At 72.1% G+C, this 19,939-nt stretch carries 19 protein-coding genes and 1 tRNA gene; 16 read left to right on the top strand and 4 right to left on the bottom strand.

Going from position 1 to position 19,939, the window contains the following annotated elements; genetic code table 11:
* Positions 1-13: 13 nt before the first annotated feature.
* The 5 genes from ACFCZ1_RS23770 to ACFCZ1_RS23750 all read left to right on the top strand — a co-directional run bounded on the left by ACFCZ1_RS23770 (position 14) and on the right by ACFCZ1_RS23750 (position 4,875).
* Complete coding sequence (locus ACFCZ1_RS23770; RefSeq protein ID WP_376680286.1) at positions 14-883, top strand: chitosanase; 870 nt, start codon at positions 14-16, stop codon at positions 881-883.
* Positions 884-1,051: 168 nt separating this feature from the next.
* Positions 1,052-1,405 (top strand): DUF805 domain-containing protein, encoded by a 354-nt coding sequence (locus ACFCZ1_RS23765; protein ID WP_376680350.1) that lies wholly within the window; start codon positions 1,052-1,054, stop codon positions 1,403-1,405.
* A 194-nt stretch (positions 1,406-1,599) separates the two neighbouring features.
* Complete coding sequence (locus ACFCZ1_RS23760) at positions 1,600-3,819, top strand: NADP-dependent isocitrate dehydrogenase (protein WP_376680285.1); 2,220 nt, start codon at positions 1,600-1,602, stop codon at positions 3,817-3,819.
* Positions 3,820-3,835: 16 nt separating this feature from the next.
* Complete coding sequence (locus tag ACFCZ1_RS23755) at positions 3,836-4,066, top strand: hypothetical protein (protein WP_376680284.1); 231 nt, start codon at positions 3,836-3,838, stop codon at positions 4,064-4,066.
* 32 nt (positions 4,067-4,098) lie between these two features.
* Entirely contained in the window at positions 4,099-4,875 is a 777-nt protein-coding gene (locus ACFCZ1_RS23750; protein ID WP_376680283.1) for a hypothetical protein, read from the top strand.
* 2 nt (positions 4,876-4,877) lie between these two features.
* On the opposite strand, the gene ACFCZ1_RS23745 is transcribed toward ACFCZ1_RS23750, so the two are convergent.
* Entirely contained in the window at positions 4,878-5,348 is a 471-nt protein-coding gene (locus ACFCZ1_RS23745) for a hypothetical protein (RefSeq protein ID WP_376680282.1), read from the bottom strand.
* Between the two features lie 930 nt (positions 5,349-6,278).
* On the opposite strand from ACFCZ1_RS23745, the gene ACFCZ1_RS23740 reads away from it, so the two are divergent.
* Together ACFCZ1_RS23740 and ACFCZ1_RS23735 are read left to right on the top strand one after the other, a co-directional pair.
* Positions 6,279-8,003, top strand: a complete 1,725-nt coding sequence (locus tag ACFCZ1_RS23740) for a glycoside hydrolase family 71 protein (protein ID WP_376680281.1) — start codon at positions 6,279-6,281, stop codon at positions 8,001-8,003.
* 113 nt (positions 8,004-8,116) lie between these two features.
* On the top strand, positions 8,117-9,259 hold the full coding sequence (locus ACFCZ1_RS23735; protein WP_376680280.1) for an aminotransferase class V-fold PLP-dependent enzyme: 1,143 nt from the start codon (positions 8,117-8,119) through the stop codon (positions 9,257-9,259).
* An 8-nt stretch (positions 9,260-9,267) separates the two neighbouring features.
* On the opposite strand, the gene cobF is transcribed toward ACFCZ1_RS23735, so the two are convergent.
* On the bottom strand, positions 9,268-10,020 hold the full coding sequence (gene cobF, locus ACFCZ1_RS23730; protein ID WP_376680279.1) for a precorrin-6A synthase (deacetylating): 753 nt from the start codon (positions 10,018-10,020) through the stop codon (positions 9,268-9,270).
* An 18-nt stretch (positions 10,021-10,038) separates the two neighbouring features.
* On the opposite strand from cobF, the gene ACFCZ1_RS23725 reads away from it, so the two are divergent.
* The 4 genes from ACFCZ1_RS23725 to ACFCZ1_RS23710 are packed head-to-tail and all read left to right on the top strand — an operon-like array spanning position 10,039 to position 13,283.
* A complete protein-coding gene (locus tag ACFCZ1_RS23725; RefSeq protein ID WP_376680278.1) occupies positions 10,039-10,794 on the top strand; it encodes a (Fe-S)-binding protein in 756 nt (251 codons plus the stop codon).
* Positions 10,791-12,260 carry a lactate utilization protein B gene (locus tag ACFCZ1_RS23720; protein ID WP_376680277.1) on the top strand — a complete coding sequence of 490 codons (1,470 nt, stop codon included), beginning with the start codon at positions 10,791-10,793 and terminating at the stop codon, positions 12,258-12,260. Before ACFCZ1_RS23725 ends, ACFCZ1_RS23720 begins: the two co-directional genes overlap by 4 nt.
* On the top strand, positions 12,257-12,886 hold the full coding sequence (locus tag ACFCZ1_RS23715; RefSeq protein ID WP_376680276.1) for a lactate utilization protein C: 630 nt from the start codon (positions 12,257-12,259) through the stop codon (positions 12,884-12,886). The genes ACFCZ1_RS23720 and ACFCZ1_RS23715 overlap by 4 nt, the downstream gene beginning before the upstream one ends.
* A gap of 4 nt (positions 12,887-12,890) precedes the next feature.
* Positions 12,891-13,283 (top strand): VOC family protein, encoded by a 393-nt coding sequence (locus tag ACFCZ1_RS23710; RefSeq protein ID WP_376680275.1) that lies wholly within the window; start codon positions 12,891-12,893, stop codon positions 13,281-13,283.
* Here ACFCZ1_RS23710 and ACFCZ1_RS23705 read toward each other — a convergent pair.
* Complete coding sequence (locus ACFCZ1_RS23705) at positions 13,263-13,769, bottom strand: DUF309 domain-containing protein (RefSeq protein ID WP_376680349.1); 507 nt, start codon at positions 13,767-13,769, stop codon at positions 13,263-13,265. The genes ACFCZ1_RS23710 and ACFCZ1_RS23705 overlap by 21 nt on opposite strands.
* 84 nt (positions 13,770-13,853) lie before the next feature.
* On the opposite strand from ACFCZ1_RS23705, the gene ACFCZ1_RS23700 reads away from it, so the two are divergent.
* The 5 genes from ACFCZ1_RS23700 (at position 13,854) to ACFCZ1_RS23680 (ending at position 19,371) form a co-directional block, all read left to right on the top strand.
* Positions 13,854-13,927 (top strand) — tRNA-Pro (locus ACFCZ1_RS23700).
* Between the two features lie 235 nt (positions 13,928-14,162).
* Complete coding sequence (locus ACFCZ1_RS23695) at positions 14,163-14,447, top strand: hypothetical protein (RefSeq protein WP_376680274.1); 285 nt, start codon at positions 14,163-14,165, stop codon at positions 14,445-14,447.
* Positions 14,448-14,940: 493 nt separating this feature from the next.
* Entirely contained in the window at positions 14,941-16,236 is a 1,296-nt protein-coding gene (locus ACFCZ1_RS23690; RefSeq protein WP_376680273.1) for an amino acid permease, read from the top strand.
* Between the two features lie 106 nt (positions 16,237-16,342).
* Positions 16,343-16,651: a hypothetical protein gene (locus ACFCZ1_RS23685; RefSeq protein ID WP_376680272.1), complete on the top strand. Its 309-nt coding sequence runs from the start codon at positions 16,343-16,345 to the stop codon at positions 16,649-16,651.
* Between the two features lie 200 nt (positions 16,652-16,851).
* Entirely contained in the window at positions 16,852-19,371 is a 2,520-nt protein-coding gene (locus tag ACFCZ1_RS23680; RefSeq protein WP_376680271.1) for a DUF4118 domain-containing protein, read from the top strand.
* Positions 19,372-19,417: 46 nt separating this feature from the next.
* On the opposite strand, the gene ACFCZ1_RS23675 is transcribed toward ACFCZ1_RS23680, so the two are convergent.
* Positions 19,418-19,882 carry a hypothetical protein gene (locus ACFCZ1_RS23675; protein WP_376680270.1) on the bottom strand — a complete coding sequence of 155 codons (465 nt, stop codon included), beginning with the start codon at positions 19,880-19,882 and terminating at the stop codon, positions 19,418-19,420.
* Positions 19,883-19,939: the final 57 nt, after the last annotated feature.

The raw sequence follows: 19,939 nt of genomic DNA, 5'->3' as shown, positions 1-19,939 counted from the left end.
TAACCAAACCAGGATGCCTCAACTACCCCACGGAGGCCTTGTGTTCGCCCGTCACCGCAAGACGCTGGTCATCGGCGCGCTGCTCGGCAGCGCCCTGCTCGCCGTACCGGTCGCGGCCCATGCCACCGCCGCCGACGCCGGTGCCACCTCCACGAAGGCCGCCGCGTCGGCCGCCGTCGGTCTCGACGATCCGGCGAAGAAGGAGATCGCCATGCAGATCGTCTCCAGCGCCGAGAACTCCTCGCTGGACTGGAAGGCGCAGTACAAGTACATCGAGGACATAGGTGACGAGCGCGGCTACACGGCCGGCATCATCGGCTTCTGTTCCGGCACCGGCGACATGCTCGACCTCGTCGAGTACTACACCCAGGTCAAGCCGGGCAACGTCCTCGCGAAGTACCTCCCCGCCCTGCGCAAGGTCGACGGCACCGACTCGCACGCCGGCCTCGACCCCAACTTCACCAGGGACTGGGCGAAGGCGGCCCAGGACGCCGAGTTCAGGAAGGCCCAGGACCACGAGCGCGACCGGGTCTACTTCAACCCGGCCGTCAAGCAGGGCAAGTCCGACGGGGTCGGCACCCTCGGCCAGTTCATCTACTACGACGCCATCGTCATGCACGGCGACGGCGGCGACTCCACCAGCTTCCGCAACATCCGCAAGCGCGCGCTGTCCAAGGCCAAGCCCCCGGCCCAGGGCGGCAGCGAAACCACGTGGCTGAACGCCTTCCTCGACGCCCGCGTCTGGGCCATGAAGCAGGAGGAGGCGCACAGCGACACCAGCCGCGTCGACACCGCGCAGCGGGTCTTCCTGAAGAAGGGCAACCTGAACCTCAACACGCCCCTCGACTGGAAGGTCTACGGCGACTCCTTCCACATCGGCTGACGCACGGCCGGCCGGGGCCCGGCCTACGGAGCCCGGGCCCCGGCGACGACGGCGCGCGGCCGGTCGGGCGATGCGGGAAGAACCTTGACCGGCCAGTAACAGGGGCATAAATTCTGCCCCGGCTTGATCCAGCAGGACGGGCCCACCATCCGTCCTCTGGGGGGACTCGTGCACCACTACACCGATGTGCTGAAGAAGTACGCCGTCTTCTCCGGTCGCGCCCGCCGCCAGGAGTTCTGGATGTTCGTCCTGTGCAACCTCGTGGTCGCGGCCGTCCTCGTGACCCTTGACGTCGTACTCGGCGCGAACGGCATCCTCGTCGGGGCCTACACCCTGGCGATCTTCCTGCCGTGCCTCGGTCTCACCGTGCGCCGGCTCCACGACACCGGCAGGTCCGGCTGGTGGTACCTGCTGATCCTGATCCCGCTCCTCGGCTGGATCTGGCTCCTCGTCCTCATGGCCACCGAGGGCCAGGCCGCGCCGAACGAGTACGGCCCGAGCCCCAAGGCCCTCCACGCCTGACCGGCCCGCGCACGCGCACACCCGGGCGCCGCCGCCGACGGAACACGTCGGAGGCGGCGCTCTCGTGCGAGGGGCGTGACACGCGTCTCCCGGGGCTCGGGGCGGGGGGCTGTCCAGACCGGCCCGATCACGAGATATCTTGATGTCGAGCAATGTTGCAGACGAGAGACGCAGACTGTGGAGCGGAGCATCCGGTGACTGACTCGACCATCATCTACACGCACACTGACGAGGCCCCGGCCCTCGCGACGTATTCGTTCCTGCCTGTCATCCAGGCGTACGCGTCGACGGCCGGTGTGAATGTCGAGACCCGTGACATCTCCCTGGCCGGTCGGATCATCGCCAGCTTCCCGGAGTACCTCCAGGAGAGCCAGCGGATCGCCGACGCCCTGGCCGAGCTCGGCCAGCTGGCCAAGACGCCGGAAGCCAACATCATCAAGCTGCCCAACGTCTCGGCCTCGATCCCGCAGCTCAAGGCCGCGGTCGCCGAGCTCCAGGGCCAGGGCTACGCCCTCCCGGACTACCCGGACGACCCGAAGACCGACGAGGAGCGCGAGGCCCGCTCCCGCTACGACAAGATCAAGGGCAGCGCCGTCAACCCGGTCCTGCGCGAGGGCAACTCCGACCGCCGCGCCCCCGGCTCGGTCAAGAACTACGCCAAGACGCACCCGCACCGCATGGGCGCCTGGACCCCCGAGTCGAAGACGAACGTCGCCACCATGGGCGAGAACGACTTCCGCTCCACCGAGAAGTCCGCCGTGATCGCCGAGGCCGGCACCCTGCGCATCGAGCACGTGGACGCCGACGGCGCCACCACCGTGCTGCGCGAGTCCGTACCGGTCCTCGCCGGTGAGGTCGTGGACGCGGCCGTCCTGCACGTCGACGCGCTGCGCACCTTCCTCAACGACCAGATCGAGCGGGCCAAGGCCGAGGGCGTGCTGTTCTCCGTCCACCTCAAGGCCACGATGATGAAGGTCTCCGACCCGATCATCTTCGGCCACGTGGTCCGCGCCTTCTTCCCGAAGACCTTCGCCCGCTACGGCGAGACCCTCGCCGCCGCCGGCCTGTCCCCGAACGACGGCCTCGGCGCCATCCTGAACGGCCTGGGCGCGCTGCCCGACGGCGACGCGATCAAGGCCTCCTTCGACGCCGAGATCGCCGAGGGCCCGGCCCTCGCGATGGTCGACTCCGACAAGGGCATCACCAACCTGCACGTGCCGTCCGACGTCATCGTCGACGCCTCCATGCCGGCCATGATCCGCACCTCCGGCCACATGTGGGGCCCGGACGGCCAGGAGGCCGACACCCTCGCCGTCCTCCCGGACAGCAGCTACGCCGGTGTCTACCAGGTCGTCATCGACGACTGCCGCGCCAACGGCGCCTTCGACCCCGCCACCATGGGCTCGGTGCCGAACGTCGGCCTGATGGCGCAGAAGGCCGAGGAGTACGGCAGCCACGACAAGACCTTCGAGATCGCCGCCGCGGGCACCGTCCGCGTCGTCGACGCCGCGGGCAACACGGTCCTGGAGCAGGAGGTCGCCGCCGGCGACATCTTCCGCGCCTGCCAGGCGAAGGACCTGCCGATCCAGGACTGGGTCAAGCTCGCCGTCACCCGCGCCCGTGCCACCGGCGTCCCGGCCGTCTTCTGGCTGGACGAGGGCCGCGCGCACGACGCGCAGCTGATCGCCAAGGTCAAGACGTACCTGGCCGACCACGACACCGAGGGCCTGGACATCAAGATCCTGTCCCCGGTCGAGGCCACCGCCTTCTCCCTGGAGCGCATCCGCCGGGGCGAGGACACCATCTCGGTGACCGGCAACGTGCTGCGTGACTACCTGACCGACCTGTTCCCGATCCTGGAGCTGGGCACCAGCGCCAAGATGCTGTCGGTCGTCCCGCTGATGAACGGCGGCGGTCTCTTCGAGACGGGCGCCGGCGGCTCCGCCCCGAAGCACGTCCAGCAGCTGGTCAAGGAGAACTACCTGCGCTGGGACTCGCTCGGCGAGTTCTTCGCGCTCGCGGCCAGCTTCGAGCACCTCGCCACCACCACCGGCAACGCCCGCGCCCAGGTGCTGGCCGACACCCTGGACCGCGCGACCGGCACCTTCCTCAACGAGGACAAGTCGCCGAGCCGCAAGCTGGGCGGCATCGACAACCGCGGCAGCCACTTCTACCTCGCCACGTACTGGGCGCAGGAGCTGGCCAAGCAGACCGACGACGCCGAGCTGGCCAAGGCCTTCGAGCCGCTCGCCAAGGCGCTGTCGGAGCAGGAGGAGACCATCGTCGCCGAGCTCATCGCGGTGCAGGGCTCCCCGGCCGACATCGGCGGCTACTACCAGCCCGACGCCACCAAGGCCGCGGCGATCATGCGCCCGTCCGCGACCTTCAACCAGGCGCTGGCCCTCCTCGGCTGACACCTGAGTCGCACGCGTGACGTCTCCGCCCCGGCCGGCCTCGTGCCCGGCCGGGGCGGACCCGTTTCCGTACCCGTCGCGTGGCGGCGGTGATCCGCGCCGCGACCGCCGCCGCGCGGTGATCCGCGCCGCGACCGCCGTCGGCTTCGTACGGGCGGGCGTCCTGCGCCGCTCGGCCCGGGTGTACGGCGGATTCGCCGGCGGGGCCGTCCTGGGACTGCTGGCCGGGGAGCGGACCCTGCGCTAGCGTTCGCAGGTCGGTGACCTTCGGGGGGTTCTGTGGCGCGCGGTTCCAACTCGTCCTGCGGCGGTATCGGATGCGCTGCCGTCCTGCTCCTGACGTTCGTCCTGCCCACGGTCGGGTACCTGCTGTCGCTCCCGCTGACACTGCCCGACCTGATGGCGGCGCAGACGCCGCCGCAGCAGTTGCACGGCTTCGTCCCGTACCTGGTCACCTACGCCATCCCGGTCCTGGTGGCGGTGGGCGTGGCGCTGTTCGCCGGGCGGCGGCGTCCCTTCGTGTGGTGGCTGGTCCTGGGGCGGGCCGCGGCCCTGCTGGCGCTGGTCGCCGCGGCGCTGTGGTGGACCGGCAGCAGGGTCGGCGACCAGCCCCTGTGGAACGTCCGGGCGACGGCCGAGAGCCTGGCCGCCGGGCTGGTCGCGGCCGTCTGCGTCGCGGCGGTCCGCTGGTGGGACACGTTCCGTGGCCGCCGGCCCGCCGTCGGGGGCACCCGGCGGCCGGCCCCGGGAGAGGTCTGGCTGGCGATGGTGCCGCTCCGCGAAGACCCCGCGCGGCAGCTGCGGCACTACTGCGTGGTGCTGGCCGCCCACGCCGACCACGCGGAGGTCGCCCAGATCACCAGCCAGGACAAGGACGGGCGGTCCGATCACATCCGGATGCCCAACGACGGATGGGACAAGGTCTCCGGCCGGCCCCACTGGGTGGAGATCGGCCGGCCGCCGCGCCAGGTCGACTACCGGCTGTTCCTCAAGACCCGGCCCCAGGGGCACTGCCCGGCCCCGGTGTGGCGCCGGCTCAGCAGGCAGCCGGGCTGACGTCAGAGCCGGTGGACCCATTCCTGTTCGAAGGCCAGCGGCGACCGTCCGGACGCGAGGATCCGCAACCCGGGGGCCACCGCGAGCAGGCGGCGCAGCCAGGCCAGGGCCTCGGGACCGAGCTGTTCGGCGCCGTCCAGGACGAGCAGCATGTCCCGTTCGGCCAGCCACGAGGTGGTGTTCGCCGTCCCGCACGGCAGGAAGCGCATGCCCCGTACGCAGTCCAGTTCGGCCGTCAGCTCGCGGACTCCGTAGCCGCCGCGGAGCGGGTCCAGTGCGATGACGGCCACCCCGTCGTAGAAGTTCGAGGCGAGCCGCCGGGCGATCTCCCGCACCAGCAGGCTCCGCGGCTCGCGGAACCCTCCCGTCACCGTCAGCACGCGCCCCCGGCGGACGGCGGTGAGCAGCCGGGACATCTCGGTGGACGTCGCGGGCAGTGTCGTTCCGGGCGAGCCGGATTCCCCCATCGGCACGATGCCCCCCATTGCATGCGTGACCAAGCGCGGCAAGAGGGTTGATTCAAGCCGCATGACGCTGATTATCCGCCGCTCGCGCCAACAGGCCAGGGGAATGCCGCATTCCGTCGAGAATGGTCCCCGGAACTCCGGGATCCCCGAAGAGCCCACCGGATGCGGGGTGTTGGAGCGCCGTCGCACCCGCCGGGCGCCGCCGGTCAGGCCCGGCGAGCGCCCTGATGCGGCTCCGGGTGGCCCTGGTCCCGGCGGGCGGACGGCGCCGGCCGCCCCGCCGCCCCGCCGCGTCGCCGGAACGCCCGCGTACGCCCGGTACGGGGCCCGGTACGGGGGGCGCCCCTCCGCCCCGCGATGCGCCGCACCGGGCGGCCGCGGGCCGCATCCTCCGGGCGCACGGCGCTACTTCCGCGACCGCCGACCGCCGACCGCCGACCGCCGACCGCCGACCGCCGAACGGCGTGAGGGCCGTGTCCCGCGCAGCGGCCTGCGGCGCCGAGCGTCGCGGCAGCACGCCCTGGCCCCGCGGGGGCCGCGCGGCCACCCGGGGCCGGCCCGTCGAACTCCGCCGCGGGGCCGGCCTCGTGGCCGCCTCCGGCCAACCGGGCGGGGCCCTGCCGCCTGCCGCCTGCCGCCTGCCGCCTTCGCCGGCCGCGAGCCGCGGCCGCGCGAGCACGGACCCAGCCCCGCCCCGGACCCCGCCGCAGACGCACACCCGGTCGCGGACGACCGGGACTTCGGCGCGAGCGGGTCCCGTCGGCGCAGAAGCCGGCATCGCCGCCCCGCTCCTGACCCCGCATCCGGCGTAGTTCCCGTCGTCCCTGTGACGTACGTGTCCGGGCGCGCGCGCCCTGAACGGTTGTCCGGCAGCCGGTAATGGGCTCTACTGCTGTGCAGCCCCCCGCCGGGGGCATATTCGCGGGAGGGACCAGGATGAGCGCGGACCGGCGATCAGACGGGCGGGCCGCCCGGCGCGGCTCGCACCGGCACCGGCACCGGCGCCGGACCGGCTTCCGGGGCCGCAGACCGCTGCTCGCCCTGCTGATCTCCGCCTTCCTCCTGGTCGGGGTGTGCGCGGCCACCGGGATCGCCTGGGACCCCTTCCGCGGGGCCCTGGCCGAGGCCGGTGCGGCCCCGGGCGCCGCCGCCCCGCCGTCCGCCGGGCCCGCCACCGCCACTCCCGGCGGCTCCGCGCCGGCCGTCCCGCAGCCGGCCGACAGTCCGCCGCCCACCAAGGGCGCGGCAGCCAAGGCCGATCCCAAGGGCGCGGTGGACACGGGGGCCGCCCGCCCCTCCGGCGCCCTGCCCTTCGACCTGCCCCAGCCGGCCGCCCTGCGCTCCGGCGCGGCGGGCAAGAAGCTGGTGTTCGCCCACTACTTCACCCCGTACCCGCTCTCCCTCGACAACGCGCGCGCGGACGGCGACTACTACACCCGCAACTACCTGAACCCGGACGGCGAGAGCGGCAAGCACGAGAAGTACGGCGGCCTGCTGCGCGACCGGCCGCTGCCCACCCCGCCCAAGGCCGGTGACTGGGAGTACGCCAACCTCCAGCAGGAGGTCCGCACCGCCCGCGCGGCGGGCATCGACGGGTTCACCCTCGACATGCTCTCCCTCTCCGGCAAGAACTGGGACCGCTCCAACCTCCTGATGGCGGCCGCCCGTTCGGTGGACCCGGCATTCAAGATCATGCTGATGCCGGACATGACCTCGCTGAAGACCGACGACCCGCGCGTGCTCGCCGACGCGATCGCCACCCTCGGCGACGCCCCCGCCGCCCACCGGCTCCCCGACGGCCGGCTCGTCGTCTCCCCGTTCAAGGCGGAGGCGAAGAGCGCGGCCTGGTGGACCCAGGTCATGGAGATCCTCAAGAGCGAGCACGGCGTCCGCACCGCCTTCGTTCCGCTCTTCCTCGACTTCGGCGCCCACAACGGCGCGTTCGCCCCCATCAGTTACGGCTTCTCCGAGTGGGGCAGCCGCAGTTACGTCGGCCAGGAGAGCAGCACCCGCGACGTCCGGCGGGCGCACGACATGGGCAAGATCTGGATGCAGCCGGTCTCGGTCCAGGACGCCCGCCCCAACCAGGGCATCTACGACGAGGCCGGCAACACCGCGACCCTGCGCTCCACCTGGACGCACGCCATCGAGGACGGCGCCGACTGGGTCCAGCTCACCACCTGGAACGACTACTCGGAAGGCAGCCAGTTCGCGCCCTCCCTGCACAACGGCCACGCCTACCTGGACCTGACCTCGTACTACCTCACCAAGTTCAAGACGGGCAGCTGGCCGAAGATCGTCCGGGACACGCTGTACCTCACGGCACGCACCCAGTTCGCGACCGCCGACCCGACGGGCGACCAGTCGCTGCTGATGGCGCCGCGCAAGGGCAGCGCCGCACCCCGCGACACCGTGGAGGTCCTCAGCTTCCTCGCCGGGCCGGCGGCCGTCCGTACGGCCGTCGGATCCGCGAAGGACACCCACGAGGCACCGGCGGGCATCCACGCGCAGCTGCTCCCGCTGAAGCCCGGCACGGCCACGGCGCAGGTGGTGCGGGACGGGCGGACCGGCGCGGACGTCGAGCTGCCGTACCCGGTGGACCGCACGGTGGAGGTCCAGGACCTCCAGTACTACGCGGCGACCAGCGGACGGGAACGGTAGCGGGGCACGGTGGCCGCGGCCGGGCCACCCTGCCGGAATTGGCCTTGGCGGCCCGTCCGCCGCCCCTGCATGATCCGGAGGCAGCCTGCCGCACCCCTCACCCGGAGGTACCCGTGACCGAGCACGCCACCCCGACCGCCTTCCCCGGCGGCGACGCCCTGTTCCGGCTGGACCCGGGCGTCGCCCACCTCAACCACGGCTCCTACGGGGCGGTTCCCCTCCCCGTCCAGGAGGCCCAGCAGGCGCTGCGCGCCGAGGCCCACGCCGACCCCGACGCCTTCTTCAACGCCGTCTCGGACCGGCTGGCCGGGGCCCGGAGCCGGATCGCCGCCCACCTCGGGACGGACCCCGAAGGCCTCGCCTTCATCTCCAACGCCACCGAGGGCGCCAACATCGCCCTCGACGCCGTCCCGCTCGCCGACGGCGACGAGATCCTGGTCACCGACCACGGCTACGGCACCGTGACCGCGGCGGCCGCCCGCCGCGCGACCGTCACCACGGTGGCCCTGGACCCGCACCTGCCCGACGAGGACGCCGTACGCGAGACCGTGCTGGCGGCGCTCACGCCCCGCACGAAGGTGGCCCTGCTCGACCACGTCAGCTCGCCGACCGCCCGCCTCGTGGCCGGCCCCAGGCTCCTCGCGGACCTCGCCGCGCGCGGGATCACCACCGTCGTCGACGGCGCCCACACCCCCGGCACGCTGGCCGAGCCGATCGCCGCCGGCGCCGACTTCTGGTTCGGGAACCTGCACAAGTGGGGCTACGCGCCCTCCGGCAGTGCGCTCCTCGCCGTGGCCCCCGCCCACCGGCACCGCGTCAGGGCCCTGGTGCCCTCCTGGGAGGACCACCGCGGCTTCCCCCGCTCGGTCGAATACCGGGCCACCGCCGACTACACCGGATGGCTGGCAGCCCCCGAGGGCCTCGACCTGCTCGACCGCCTCGACGCCGCCAAGGTCCGGGCCCACAACAGCGCGCTCGCCGCCTACGGCGCGGACCTGCTCGCCCGGATCCCCGGGTTCACCGTCCTCCCGCACACCCCGGGCCTCCCGATGCGCTCCCTGCTGCTGCCGCCCGGCGTCGCGCAGACCCAGGACGCAGCCCGGGCCATGCGCGAGGAGCTCGCGGCGAAGCTCCGCACCCGGGTCCTGGTCTGGCCCCGGCCGGGCGGCGGCGGCCTGCGCGTGTGCGGGCAGGTCTACAACCACCCCCAGGAGTACGAACGCCTCGCCGCCGCCCTGCCCGCGTTCCTGGGGTAAGGAGGGGCTCAGCCGCGCCTGAGCAGGTACGTGTCCATGATCCAGCCCTTGCGGGCCCGGGCCTCGGTGCGCAGCTCCTCGATGCGCCCGGCGACGTCCGCGAGCTTGCCCTGGACCAGGATCTCGTCCGGGGTGCCGACGTACGCCCCCCAGTAGATGAAGAGGTCCCGGTCAAGGTGGGCGGTGAAGGCGTGCCGCGCGTCCAGCATCACCACCACGTCGTCCACGTCCTGCGGCCAGCCCTCGGCCAGCCGCCGCCCGGTGGTGATCTGGACCGGGCGGCCCACCCGGTTCAGGTTGGTCCGGTGCCGCGCCAGCAGCGCCGAGACGCTGCTGATGCCGGGTACCACCTCGTGCTCGAAAGCCACCCGGCCCCGCTCCAGCACCTCGTCGAGGATGGCGAGGGTGGAGTCGTACAGCGAGGGGTCGCCCCACACCAGGAACGCCCCGGTCTCGCCCTCCGCCAGATCCTCCGCGATGAACCGCTCGAAGAGCTCGGCCCGCGCGCTGCGCCAGCCGTCCACCGTCGGGGTGTAGTCGGCGGGGGTCCGGTCCCGGTCGGGGTCCCGGCCCTCCACCAGCCTGTGGCCGGGGCGGGCGTGCTCGTCGAGCATCGCGCGCCGCAGCCCGGTCAGGTCCGCCTTCTCCTCGCCCTTCTCCAGGATGAGGAACGCGTCCGCCGCGCCGATCGCCTTGACGGCCTGGAGGGTCAGGTGGTCCGGGTCGCCCGCGCCTATGCCGATCACTGAGAACTTCTTCACGGCGCTATTGTGCCCGTCATGCGCGTCGCCCTGTTCGTCACCTGCGTCAACGACGCGCTGTACCCGCGGACCGGCATCGCCGTCGTGCGGCTCCTGGAGCGGCTCGGCGTCACCGTGGACTTCCCGGCGGCCCAGAGCTGCTGCGGCCAGCCGCAGTACAACACCGGCTACCGGCACGAGGCCGAACCGCTGGTGCGCCGGACGGCCGAGGCCTTCGCGGGGTACCAGTACGTGGTCACCCCCTCCGGGTCGTGCGCCGCGATGATCCGCGAGCACTACCCGCGCATCGGGCGAAAGGCGGCGGGGGAGGGGCGCGGCACCGCGCTCGCGCAGGCGGCGCGGTCGCTGGCACCCCGCGTGTACGAGCTGACCGAGTTCCTGGTCGACGTGCTGGGCGTCACCGACGTGGGCGCCTACTTCCCGCACACCGTCACCTATCACCCCTCTTGCCATGGTCTGCGGGGACTCGGGCTCGGGGACCGGCCGCGACGGCTGCTCGCCGCGGTCAAGGGCCTGGAGCTGATCGAGCTGCCCGGCGCCGAGGAGTGCTGCGGCTTCGGCGGGACCTTCGCGGTCAAGAACCCGGACGTGTCGGCCGCGATGGGCGAGGACAAGACCGCGAACGCCCGGGCCACGGGCGCGCAGGTGCTGTGCGGCGCCGACAACTCCTGCCTGGCCCACCTCGACGGCCTGCTGCGCCGGGCCGGAGCCCCGCTGCGCGCCCTGCACCTCGCCGAGATCCTGGCCGCGACAGAGGAGGAACCGCTGCGATGACGGGTGTCCATCTCGGCATGCCCGCGTTTCCCGACGCGGCCCGCGAAGCCGTACGGGACGACGTACTGCGCGCCAATCTGCGCCGCGCCACGCACACCATCCGCGACAAACGGGCCCGGGCGGTCGCCGAGCTGGCGGACTGGGACCGGCTGCGCGCGGCCGGCAAGGCCGTCAAGGACCACACCCTGCGCCATCTCGAGCGCTACCTCCTCCAATTGGAGCAGGCGGTGACGGCGGCCGGCGGCACCGTCCACTGGGCGGCCGACGCCGAGGAGGCGAACCGGATCGTCACCGGCCTGATCCGGGCGACGGGCGAGCGGGAAGTGGTCAAGGTCAAGTCCATGGCCACCCAGGAGATCGGCCTCAACGAGGCGCTGGAGGCCGCCGGGATCGCCGCGTACGAGACCGACCTCGCCGAACTCATCGTCCAGCTCGGCCACGACCGGCCCTCGCACATCCTGGTCCCGGCCATCCACCGCAACCGTGCCGAGATCCGCGACACCTTCCGCGCCGAGATGGGCCGGTGGGGCCGGCCGGCGCCCGACCCGCTCGGCGACGACCCGCGGGAGCTCGCCGAGGCGGCGCGCCTGCACCTGCGCGAGAAGTTCCTGCGGGCCAAGGTCGCCGTCTCCGGCGCCAACTTCATGGTCGCCGAGACCGGCACGATGGTCGTCTTCGAGTCCGAGGGCAACGGACGGATGTGCCTGACGCTGCCCGAAACCCTGATCTCGGTGGTGGGCGTGGAGAAGGTGGTCCCGACCTTCCGCGACCTGGAGATCTTCCTCCAGACGCTGCCCCGCTCCTCGACGGCCGAGCGGATGAACCCGTACACGACCATGTGGACGGGCACGACGGACGGCGACGGGCCCAGCGCCTTCCACCTCGTCCTCCTCGACAACGGACGCACCGACACCCTCGCCGACGAGGTGGGCCGCCAGGCCCTGCGCTGCATCCGCTGCTCCGCCTGCCTCAACGTCTGCCCCGTCTACGAGCGCGCCGGCGGGCACGCCTACGGTTCCGTCTACCCGGGCCCCATCGGCGCCATCCTCAGCCCCCAACTGCGCGGCACCGGAAGCGAGATCGACGCCTCCCTGCCCTTCGCGTCCACGCTCTGCGGGGCCTGCTACGAAGTCTGCCCCGTCGCCATCGACATCCCCGAGGTCCTCGTCCACCTGCGCGAACGGGTGGTCCAGGGCGGCCCGGTGACCCGGGACGGCATCCGCGTCACCATCCGCCCCGCGCACGGTCACACCGCCGAACGGGCCGCCATGCGCGCCGCCCGGCTGCTCCTCGACCACCCGGCGGCCCTCCGGGCGGGCGAACGCCTGCTGGCCCGGGCCCGCCGGCTGCGTCCGCGCCGGCTGCCGGGGCCGGGGCGGGCCTGGACCGCCACCCGCGAACTGCCCGGCATTCCGGCGGAGTCCTTCCGCGACTGGTGGACCAGGGAACGGGGGACCCCGCAGTGACGAGCAAGGACCGCATCCTGGCCCGCATCCGCCGGGCCGTGCCGGGCGGCCCCGAGGTGGACATCCCCCGGGACTACCTCCGCGCGCACGGCGCCCGCACCCCGGCCGGGAGCGCCGACCTCCTCGCCGCCAACCTGGCCGAGTACCGCGCGAACGTCCACCGCACCGACGAGGGCGGCCTCCCCCTGCTGCTGATGCGGCTCCTGGCCGAGCGCGGCTCCCGGACGGTCCTCGTACCGCCCGCGCTGCCCCCGCACTGGCTCGCGGCGGCCGACCCGACCCGCGTCCACGACCGGGCCGGGTCCAGCCCGTACGAACTGGACGCGGTCGACAGTGTCGTGACGGGCTGCGCCCTGGCCGTCGCCGAGACGGGCACGATCATCCTCGACGGGGGCCCGGACCAGGGCCGGCGCCGCATCACGCTGATCCCCGACCACCACATCTGCGTCGTCCGCGTCCCCGAGCAGCTGGTGGACTCCGTACCGCAGGCCCTCGAACGCCTCGATCCCGTCCGCCCGCTGACGTGGATCTCCGGACCCTCCGCCACCAGCGACATCGAGCTGGACCGGGTGGAAGGCGTGCACGGCCCCCGCACCCTGGAAGTGATCCTCCTCGGCGCACAATGAGGGCATGCCCACCCACATCGCCCTCACCGCCCTCGTGGTACACGACTACGACGAGGCCATCGACTTCTACACTCGCGCCCTAGGCTTCGAGCTCGCCGAGGACACCGAGCGCCCGGACGGCTCCCGCTGGGTCGTGGTCCGCCCGCCCGGCGCCAAGGAGACCGCGCTGCTGCTCGCCCGCGCCAAGGACGAGGCCCAGCGCTCCCGGGTCGGCGACCAGACGGGCGGTCGCGTCGGCTTCTTCCTCTACACCGACGACTTCGCCGGCGACCACGCCCGGATGGCCGCCGAGGGCGTCCGCTTCCTGGAGGAGCCGCGCCACGAGGCGTACGGCTCCGTGGCCGTCTTCGAGGACCTCTACGGCAACCGCTGGGACCTACTCCAGCCCGCCCGCTAGCCGGGGCGCCTCCCGCGCGGCATCGACGGCCGGGCCGCCGTCCGTGACCCGGCCGGCCAGCTCCCGGGCCCAGCGCACCAGGCCCGGCACGTCGACCCCGTACGGCCGCCCGTCCAGCCCCTCGATCCCGGCGGCCCCGCGGCGCAGCAGCCGCGCCCCGCCGACCGCGTTCCCGCGCGCGGCGTGCGTCAGCCCGACCGCGAGCTGCGCGAGCCCCCGCCAGAGCGGGGCCGCGGCCCCGGGCCCGGACTTCCAGGCGTCCTCGAACACCTCGTGCGCGTGGAACGGCATCCCGGCGTCCAGCAGCCGCTGAGCCTCCCGGACGGTCTGCGCGGACGTACGCACCACCCCTTCGGGCTGCCGCTCCACTCCTGGCGTTCCGTAGGGCAGCGGCCGCCCCAGTCCGTCCCTGGGCCGCGCACTGCGCGCCCGCCCCTCGGCATCCCGATCGCGTGTGTTCACCGCCCCATCCTCGCCCTCGTCCATTACCGGTGCATGCACACCCGTCTGCGTGGGGTAATGTTCTGCATGTGCCGCCGAGCAGGGGGAAACCCCAGGTCGAAAGCACATCGGGACGTGGCGCAGCTTGGTAGCGCACTTGACTGGGGGTCAAGGGGTCGCAGGTTCAAATCCTGTCGTCCCGACTTTTCGAAGTCGCAGGTCAGGGGCCGTTTCAGAGCAATCTGAAACGGCCCCTTGATCGTTTTTGGGGACCACTTGGGGACCAACCCGCTTGACCGCGTCAGGTGGCGACCATGATCGGTACCGTGAGCGACCGCGGGCTCGCAACACGCTGAGGTGCGCGAAGAGCGTGGTGCTGGCGGCGGTGACCCGGCGGTCGTCGGGGTGCAGCTAGTACTGCGTGGTGGTGAGCGAGTTGTGCCCGCCGATCGTGTACATACGACCGCCTCGGGGGCCGGTGAACAGCCGAGTTTTGGTGCCCTGGTCTACTACGCGATCGCCAATGCCTCCGCCTGGACCCTCACAGCAGCCGAAGGACGACCGGCGCGGATCATCCCCGTGGTGGGGCTGGCCAGCTGCCCTGGTCCTGGCCTTCGCCCTGCCCGCTCATCGGTGATCACCGGCGCCGCGGTCCTGGCCGCGGGCGCCGCCGCATACGGGATCCGCCGCACGATCACCGCCAGGAAGGAGAAGCGGTGGTAGGGCGCGACGCGCCCTGGGACCAAGGAACCGGCGGTGTACCGGCGCCGCACGGGACGATGTCGCCACCACCACTCCGGCGGCGAAAGGGGCAGCTTCCCATGTCTTTGCTCAACTCCTGGCAGCCGAAGATGAACGCGACGCACGCCTGAACCGCACCGCCGACCTGACGACGACCGGACCAGCCGTGGCACCGGCCGCTGACTGGGCGCAGCCATGCGGCCGGGCCAGCGGGCCCAGCGCTCAAGTGCCCTGTCAACACAGTGGATTTCTGCTCTTCGTTAACGGACTTCTGACGTATTCTTGACGCCTGGTGTGCCGGGAAGTCTGGTCGGCGGTCAGGAGCCATGGGTTCTTCCATGGGCTCCGGCTCTCGCTTTGAAAGGCATCCGTCATGACCGCCATACAGCAGCCCGCTGCGCCTGCGCCCCTGCCAGGCGGGCCCGGCCGCCGGAGTCCGCGCCGTTCGGTCCTTTTCTTCGCGTTCGCTTTCGCTGTGATCGCAGATCCAGTCTCCTCCGTGGCGTACGCCATCGAGGCGGCGCTGCGCGCCCTGCACGGCGATCTCGCCCTGCTGCTGCCGACGATGTCGCTGGTGGTGGGCCTGGTCGTGGTGGTCACCGCCAACTACTGGCAACTGGTGCGCCGTTTCCCCAAGGGCGGTGGGGCGGCGGCTGCGGCCGGGCGGGCCTTCGGGCCGCGCTGGACGTTCGTACCCATCGGCGCGCTCGTCGTCGACTTCGTCCTCACCATCGGCATCTCCATCGCGGCCGCCGCCAGCGCCGTGATCGCCCTCTTCCCCGCCGCCGCGCCCTTCCGTGTCCCGCTCGCCCTGCTCCTGCTGCTGGTCGTCGCCGGGCTGACCTGGTTCGGACACGGCGGGCGGCTGCTGTTCGCCGTCATGACCGTGCTCTTCGTGCTCGTCTGCGTCGCCGTGCTCGTACACGGCTTCGTCTCACCGCACACCATGGGTGAGGCCCCCGCCTCGACGGACCCGGGCCGCTCCGCCGCCCTCGCGGTCGTCCTCGCCTTCCCCGTCGCGATGGCCCTGGCCACCGGCATCGAGGCCCCGTCCACGGCCATCGCGCAGCTCGGCCAGCTCGACGACACCCACCGCCGCCGCTTCGGGCGCGGCACCCTCGCCCTGCTCCTGGTCATCGTCGGGGGCCTCACCCTGGCCCTGACCGCGCTCGCCGTGCGCCTCCGCATCGGCATCCCGGACAAGGACTCCACCCAGATCGCCGACATCGCCCACGCCGCCGCCGGATCCGGCTGGCTCTACGGAGCCTTCCAGGTGACCAGCTCCCTTCTGCTCTTGGCCGCCGCCAGCTCCTCCTTCCAGGCAGGCCCGGGACTCCTCAAGGCTCTGGCCGGCACACCGGAGCGCCCGGGTGTGCTGCCCGAACTGCTGGGTCGGACCAACCGGCACCACACCCCGTACTGGTCCGTCGTCGTCTACCTGGCCGCGGCGGCGGTGATCATCGTGGCTGCCGCGGGGGAGGAGCAGGAGCTCGTCCTCTTCTACGCGGTCGCGGTCTTCGTCAGCTTCCTCGTCGGCCTGCTGGCCATGACCCGCTTCGCCCGTACCGAGCGCAAGCCCGCCCTCGCCTGGCTGAATGCCATGGCGGCCGTCACGGTGGCTTTCACCCTCCTGGTGAACCTCCTCCGTGGCTGGCCCATCCTCTCCCTGGTCGCCACCCTCGCCATCGGCGGAGCCTTCTACCTCCGCTGGGTCCGAGCCGGACGTCCATCCGGCATCGAGGACGTGGAAGCCCGTGCCGAAGCTGACTGATCCGAAGCGGTCACCACATCGACCACGATCCGCAGGCCCGGTCAGCCGGGCCCTTGTACGGCCCACCACAATCACCCATGGCACACACCCACTGAAAGGAGCCCGCATGGGGATCCGCTACGGCATCGGCGCACTGATCGCTGTCACAGCGCTACTGCTCGCCGGCTCCGGCATCGCCACACTCAGCAGTGGCTGGCTGCTGCCCTGGCAGCGGCGGCACATCGTCCGTCTCCGGCTTTTCGGCTGGGCACAGCTCCTGATCGCGATCGCGCTGGGCATCCAGCTGATCGGTCTCCTGGCGGTCGATTCCGCCTACCGCACCATGTTCACCGTGCCCGGCACCGTGGTGTTGCTGTTCGCCCTGGTGTTGATCACGCGTGCGCAGCGTCCGAGAGGCACAGGCCAAGGAGGCTGAGCCCGGGGACGACGGTCCGATTCGCTGGCTCGTCGCCGTCCTCGACATCATGTGTGGGGAAGCCATGCCGCCCGAGAGTAGCCGTCGCATCAGGGCGTCTGACCTGCGCTCCCGCGCGGATTGCGAGCGCGGGAGCGCGGTTGGGCGCACCATGGGATGCGGGGGCCGAGGGGGTGTGACGAGCGGGCAGGAGCCCGTCGATGGTGCGTGGGCGATTGCGGATCTACCTCGGGGCCGCCCCGGGGGTGGGAAAGACGTACGCGATGCTCGAGGAAGGGCAGCGGCTGGCTTCGGCCGGTGCCGATGTGGTCGTCGGTTTCGTCGAGCCGCACGGTCGGCGGCCCACGGCTGCCCTTGCCGAGGGGCTGGAGATCATTTCCCGGCGCCCCATGGAGTACCGGGGTGCGAGCTTCACCGAGATGGACCTGGACGGGGTGCTCGCCCGCCAGCCGCAGGTCGCCTTGGTCGACGAACTGGCCCACACCAATGTGCCCGGCTCCCGCCATGCCAAGCGATGGCAGGACGTCGAGGAACTCCTCGACGCGGGGATCGACGTAGTCACCACGCTCAACGTCCAGCACCTGGAGTCCCTGGGCGACGTGGTCCGGCAGATCACCGGTGTCCCGCAGCGTGAGACCCTGCCCGACGAGGTGGCACGCCGCGCGGACCAGATCGAACTGGTGGACCTGCCGCCCGAGCTGCTGCGCCGACGCATGCTGCACGGCGAGATCTATCCCTCGGACCGCATCGAGGCCGCCCTCACCCACTACTTCCGCGTCGGCAACCTCACCGCCCTACGCGAACTCGCCCTGCTGTGGCTTGCCGACCGCGTTGAGGAAGGACTGCAGCGCTACCGCGCGGAACACGGCATCACCACCCCCTGGGAAACCCGCGAGCGCATCATGGTTGCCCTCACCGGCGGCCCCGAGGGAGAAACTCTGATCCGCCGCAGCGCCCGGATCAGCGCCCGAGTCCCCGGCAGTGAGCTGCTGGCATTGCACGTCGTACCGAGCGACGGCCTCACCCACGGCGATCCGGCCGCCCTCGCCGCCCAGCGGGCCCTGGTGGAGTCGCTGGGCGGCAGCTACCACCAGACCACCGGCGACGACATCCCCGAGGCGCTGCTCCAGTTCGCGGAGGCCGAGAACGTCACGCAGATCGTGCTGGGCGCGAGCCGCCGCGGAAGGCTCTCCACGTTCCTCCGTGGCGGTGTGGGGCACCGGACGATCCGGCGATCCGGCCCCATCGACGTACTCGTGATCACCCATGAGCACGCCGCCGGCTCGACTTCCCCGCTGCGACTGCCGCACCCGAGCCGCGCCACCGGCCCACGGCGCTTCTGGACGGCGATGCTGCTCGCGGCGATCACGCTCCCGGGCCTGACCGCCCTCTTGGTTCTCCTGGGCGAGCACGTGGATCTCTCCCTCGCCTTGGTGCTCTACCTGCTCGCCGTTGTCGTGATCGCCCTGGTCGGTGGCCTCGTTCCCGCACTGGTGGCCGCTCTTGCCGCGGGACTGCTCGCCGACTACTACTTCACCCCGCCGATGCACTCGTTGCGCGTACAGCACCTCGCCGACGTCATAGCGCTGGTGGTGTACGTCGTCACGGCCGTCATCGTCGGCATGGCTGCGGGTGCGGCCGCACGCAGCACGTACCAGGCCGTCCGCGCGAGCTCCGAGGCCCGGGCACTGAGTCGGCTGGCCACCGCCATGATGCACGGCCAGGACCTGCCGACCTTGCTCGAACAGGTACGGGAGGACTTCGGCCTGGATGCGGTGAGTCTGTTGGAACGCGATACGGGGCATGCCGCCGAGCCCCGCTGGTACGTCGTCGCCAGCACCGGTGAGGATCCACCCGAGCGCCCGTACGACGCGGATGTGGACAGCCCCGTCGGCGACGACCTCACCCTGGCTGCCCGAGGGCGCCCGCTGAGCAGCGATGACCAGCGAGTACTGGGAGCGTGCGCGGCCCAGTTGGGCATGGCCTACTCCCACGGCCGGCTCGCTGCCCACGATGCCGAAACGGGCCTGCGCGCCGAAGCCGAGCACACTCGGGCCTCGCTCCTCCTCACCGCGAGCCGCGATCTGCGGGGCCCACTGCGCACAGCCGACGAAGCGCTGGATGGCCTAGGCGTCGGCACGGATATGAGAGAGAGCCGGAACCTCGCCATAGCTCGGTCGTCGGTGCGGCGTGCGGTCCAGCTTCTCTCGGACCTCGACGAGTTGAGCCGCCTGCACGCCGGGGCACTGGATCTGTATCTGCGACCGGTCGATCTCGACGAGCTGCTGACCGCCGTTCTGGACGACCTGGGTCCTGGTGGCCATGCGATCCAATGCAGCCTGCCGGAGCTGCTGCCCGACGTGATCGCCGACGCGGCGGTGCTCACTCGCGTGCTGACCGCTTTGGCGGCCGAGGCCCAACGCCACAGCCCGCCGGACCGGCCCGCGCGGCTGACAGGCAAGACCCGGGCTGGTCAGGTGGAGATCTACATGACGGACGGCACCAACGACGAAGTGCAGGGAGCGGAACGCGGCACACATCCGAGTCGCACGCCGGACAGTCTGACCCTGCGGATGTGCCGTGACCTCACGGAGACGATGGGGGGCACCCTTGAAGCCGCAGCCGTCGGCCCCGGCTTTGCCGTGACGCTCACGCTTCCGGCGGCGGCCTCCCGGCGGCCGATCACCCCGTCTGCGCCCTCCCCGACGGAGGATCAGTGACTCGCGTCAGCCACTGCCCGGGTGCACAGAAGTCACCGACCGTCGATCACTGCAGGCCTGAGACTTTGAAGACCGTGAGGGCCGTCTCGCGGTCGATACGCTCTGCCAGCCGGCGCAGGGCCGTCTCGCCGCACAGCAGAGTGCCGCGCTGGATCGATGTGCGGGTGTCTGTGTCGACCCGGCGCCACATCGCGGGATTGCGGACCAGGACGGTCGGATCGATCTCGACCTGGCTTCCCTCCGTGTCGCGGAGGATCATCCGCTGGGCCACCCCGTCGGACCACCTGACCGAGACGAGGGAGTCGGTGCGGACAGTGTGTTCCACCAGCAGTCCTCGGGCGCTGAGCAGACCGGGACCTACGGAGACCCTGGACGGCAGCAGGATCACGAAGAAGAGGGCGGCCAGGCCGGTCCAGAGGGCGCCGCGGGTCGCGTCGAGCTTGCCGAAACCCGCGTCCATGGCGAGCAGGGCCGAGTACAGGAGGGACGCGACACCGATGGCCGAGCGCATCTCGCCGGCCCAGTGGATGTCGCGTGTGATAGGCCCTCGAGGCTCCGCGCCGGCGTG

It is taken from the genome of Streptomyces sp. NPDC056224 (assembly GCF_042267665.1).
GTDB lineage: Bacteria > Actinomycetota > Actinomycetes > Streptomycetales > Streptomycetaceae > Streptomyces.
This window is presented reverse-complemented; position numbering and strand designations above follow the sequence as displayed.

Excerpts from the sequence above, each read along its gene's own strand:
- ACFCZ1_RS23770 (WP_376680286.1), top strand. The coding sequence starts at position 14 with ATGCCTCAACTACCCCACGGAGGCCTTGTGTTCGCCCGTCACCGCAAG.
- ACFCZ1_RS23740 (WP_376680281.1), top strand. The coding sequence starts at position 6,279 with ATGAGCGCGGACCGGCGATCAGACGGGCGGGCCGCCCGGCGCGGCTCG.
- ACFCZ1_RS23725 (WP_376680278.1), top strand. The coding sequence starts at position 10,039 with ATGCGCGTCGCCCTGTTCGTCACCTGCGTCAACGACGCGCTGTACCCG.
- ACFCZ1_RS23720 (WP_376680277.1), top strand. The coding sequence starts at position 10,791 with ATGACGGGTGTCCATCTCGGCATGCCCGCGTTTCCCGACGCGGCCCGC.
- ACFCZ1_RS23710 (WP_376680275.1), top strand. The coding sequence starts at position 12,891 with ATGCCCACCCACATCGCCCTCACCGCCCTCGTGGTACACGACTACGAC.
- ACFCZ1_RS23705 (WP_376680349.1), bottom strand. The coding sequence starts at position 13,769 with ATGGACGAGGGCGAGGATGGGGCGGTGAACACACGCGATCGGGATGCC.
- ACFCZ1_RS23685 (WP_376680272.1), top strand. The coding sequence starts at position 16,343 with ATGGGGATCCGCTACGGCATCGGCGCACTGATCGCTGTCACAGCGCTA.
- ACFCZ1_RS23680 (WP_376680271.1), top strand. The coding sequence starts at position 16,852 with ATGGTGCGTGGGCGATTGCGGATCTACCTCGGGGCCGCCCCGGGGGTG.
- ACFCZ1_RS23675 (WP_376680270.1), bottom strand. The coding sequence starts at position 19,882 with ATGCGCTCGGCCATCGGTGTCGCGTCCCTCCTGTACTCGGCCCTGCTC.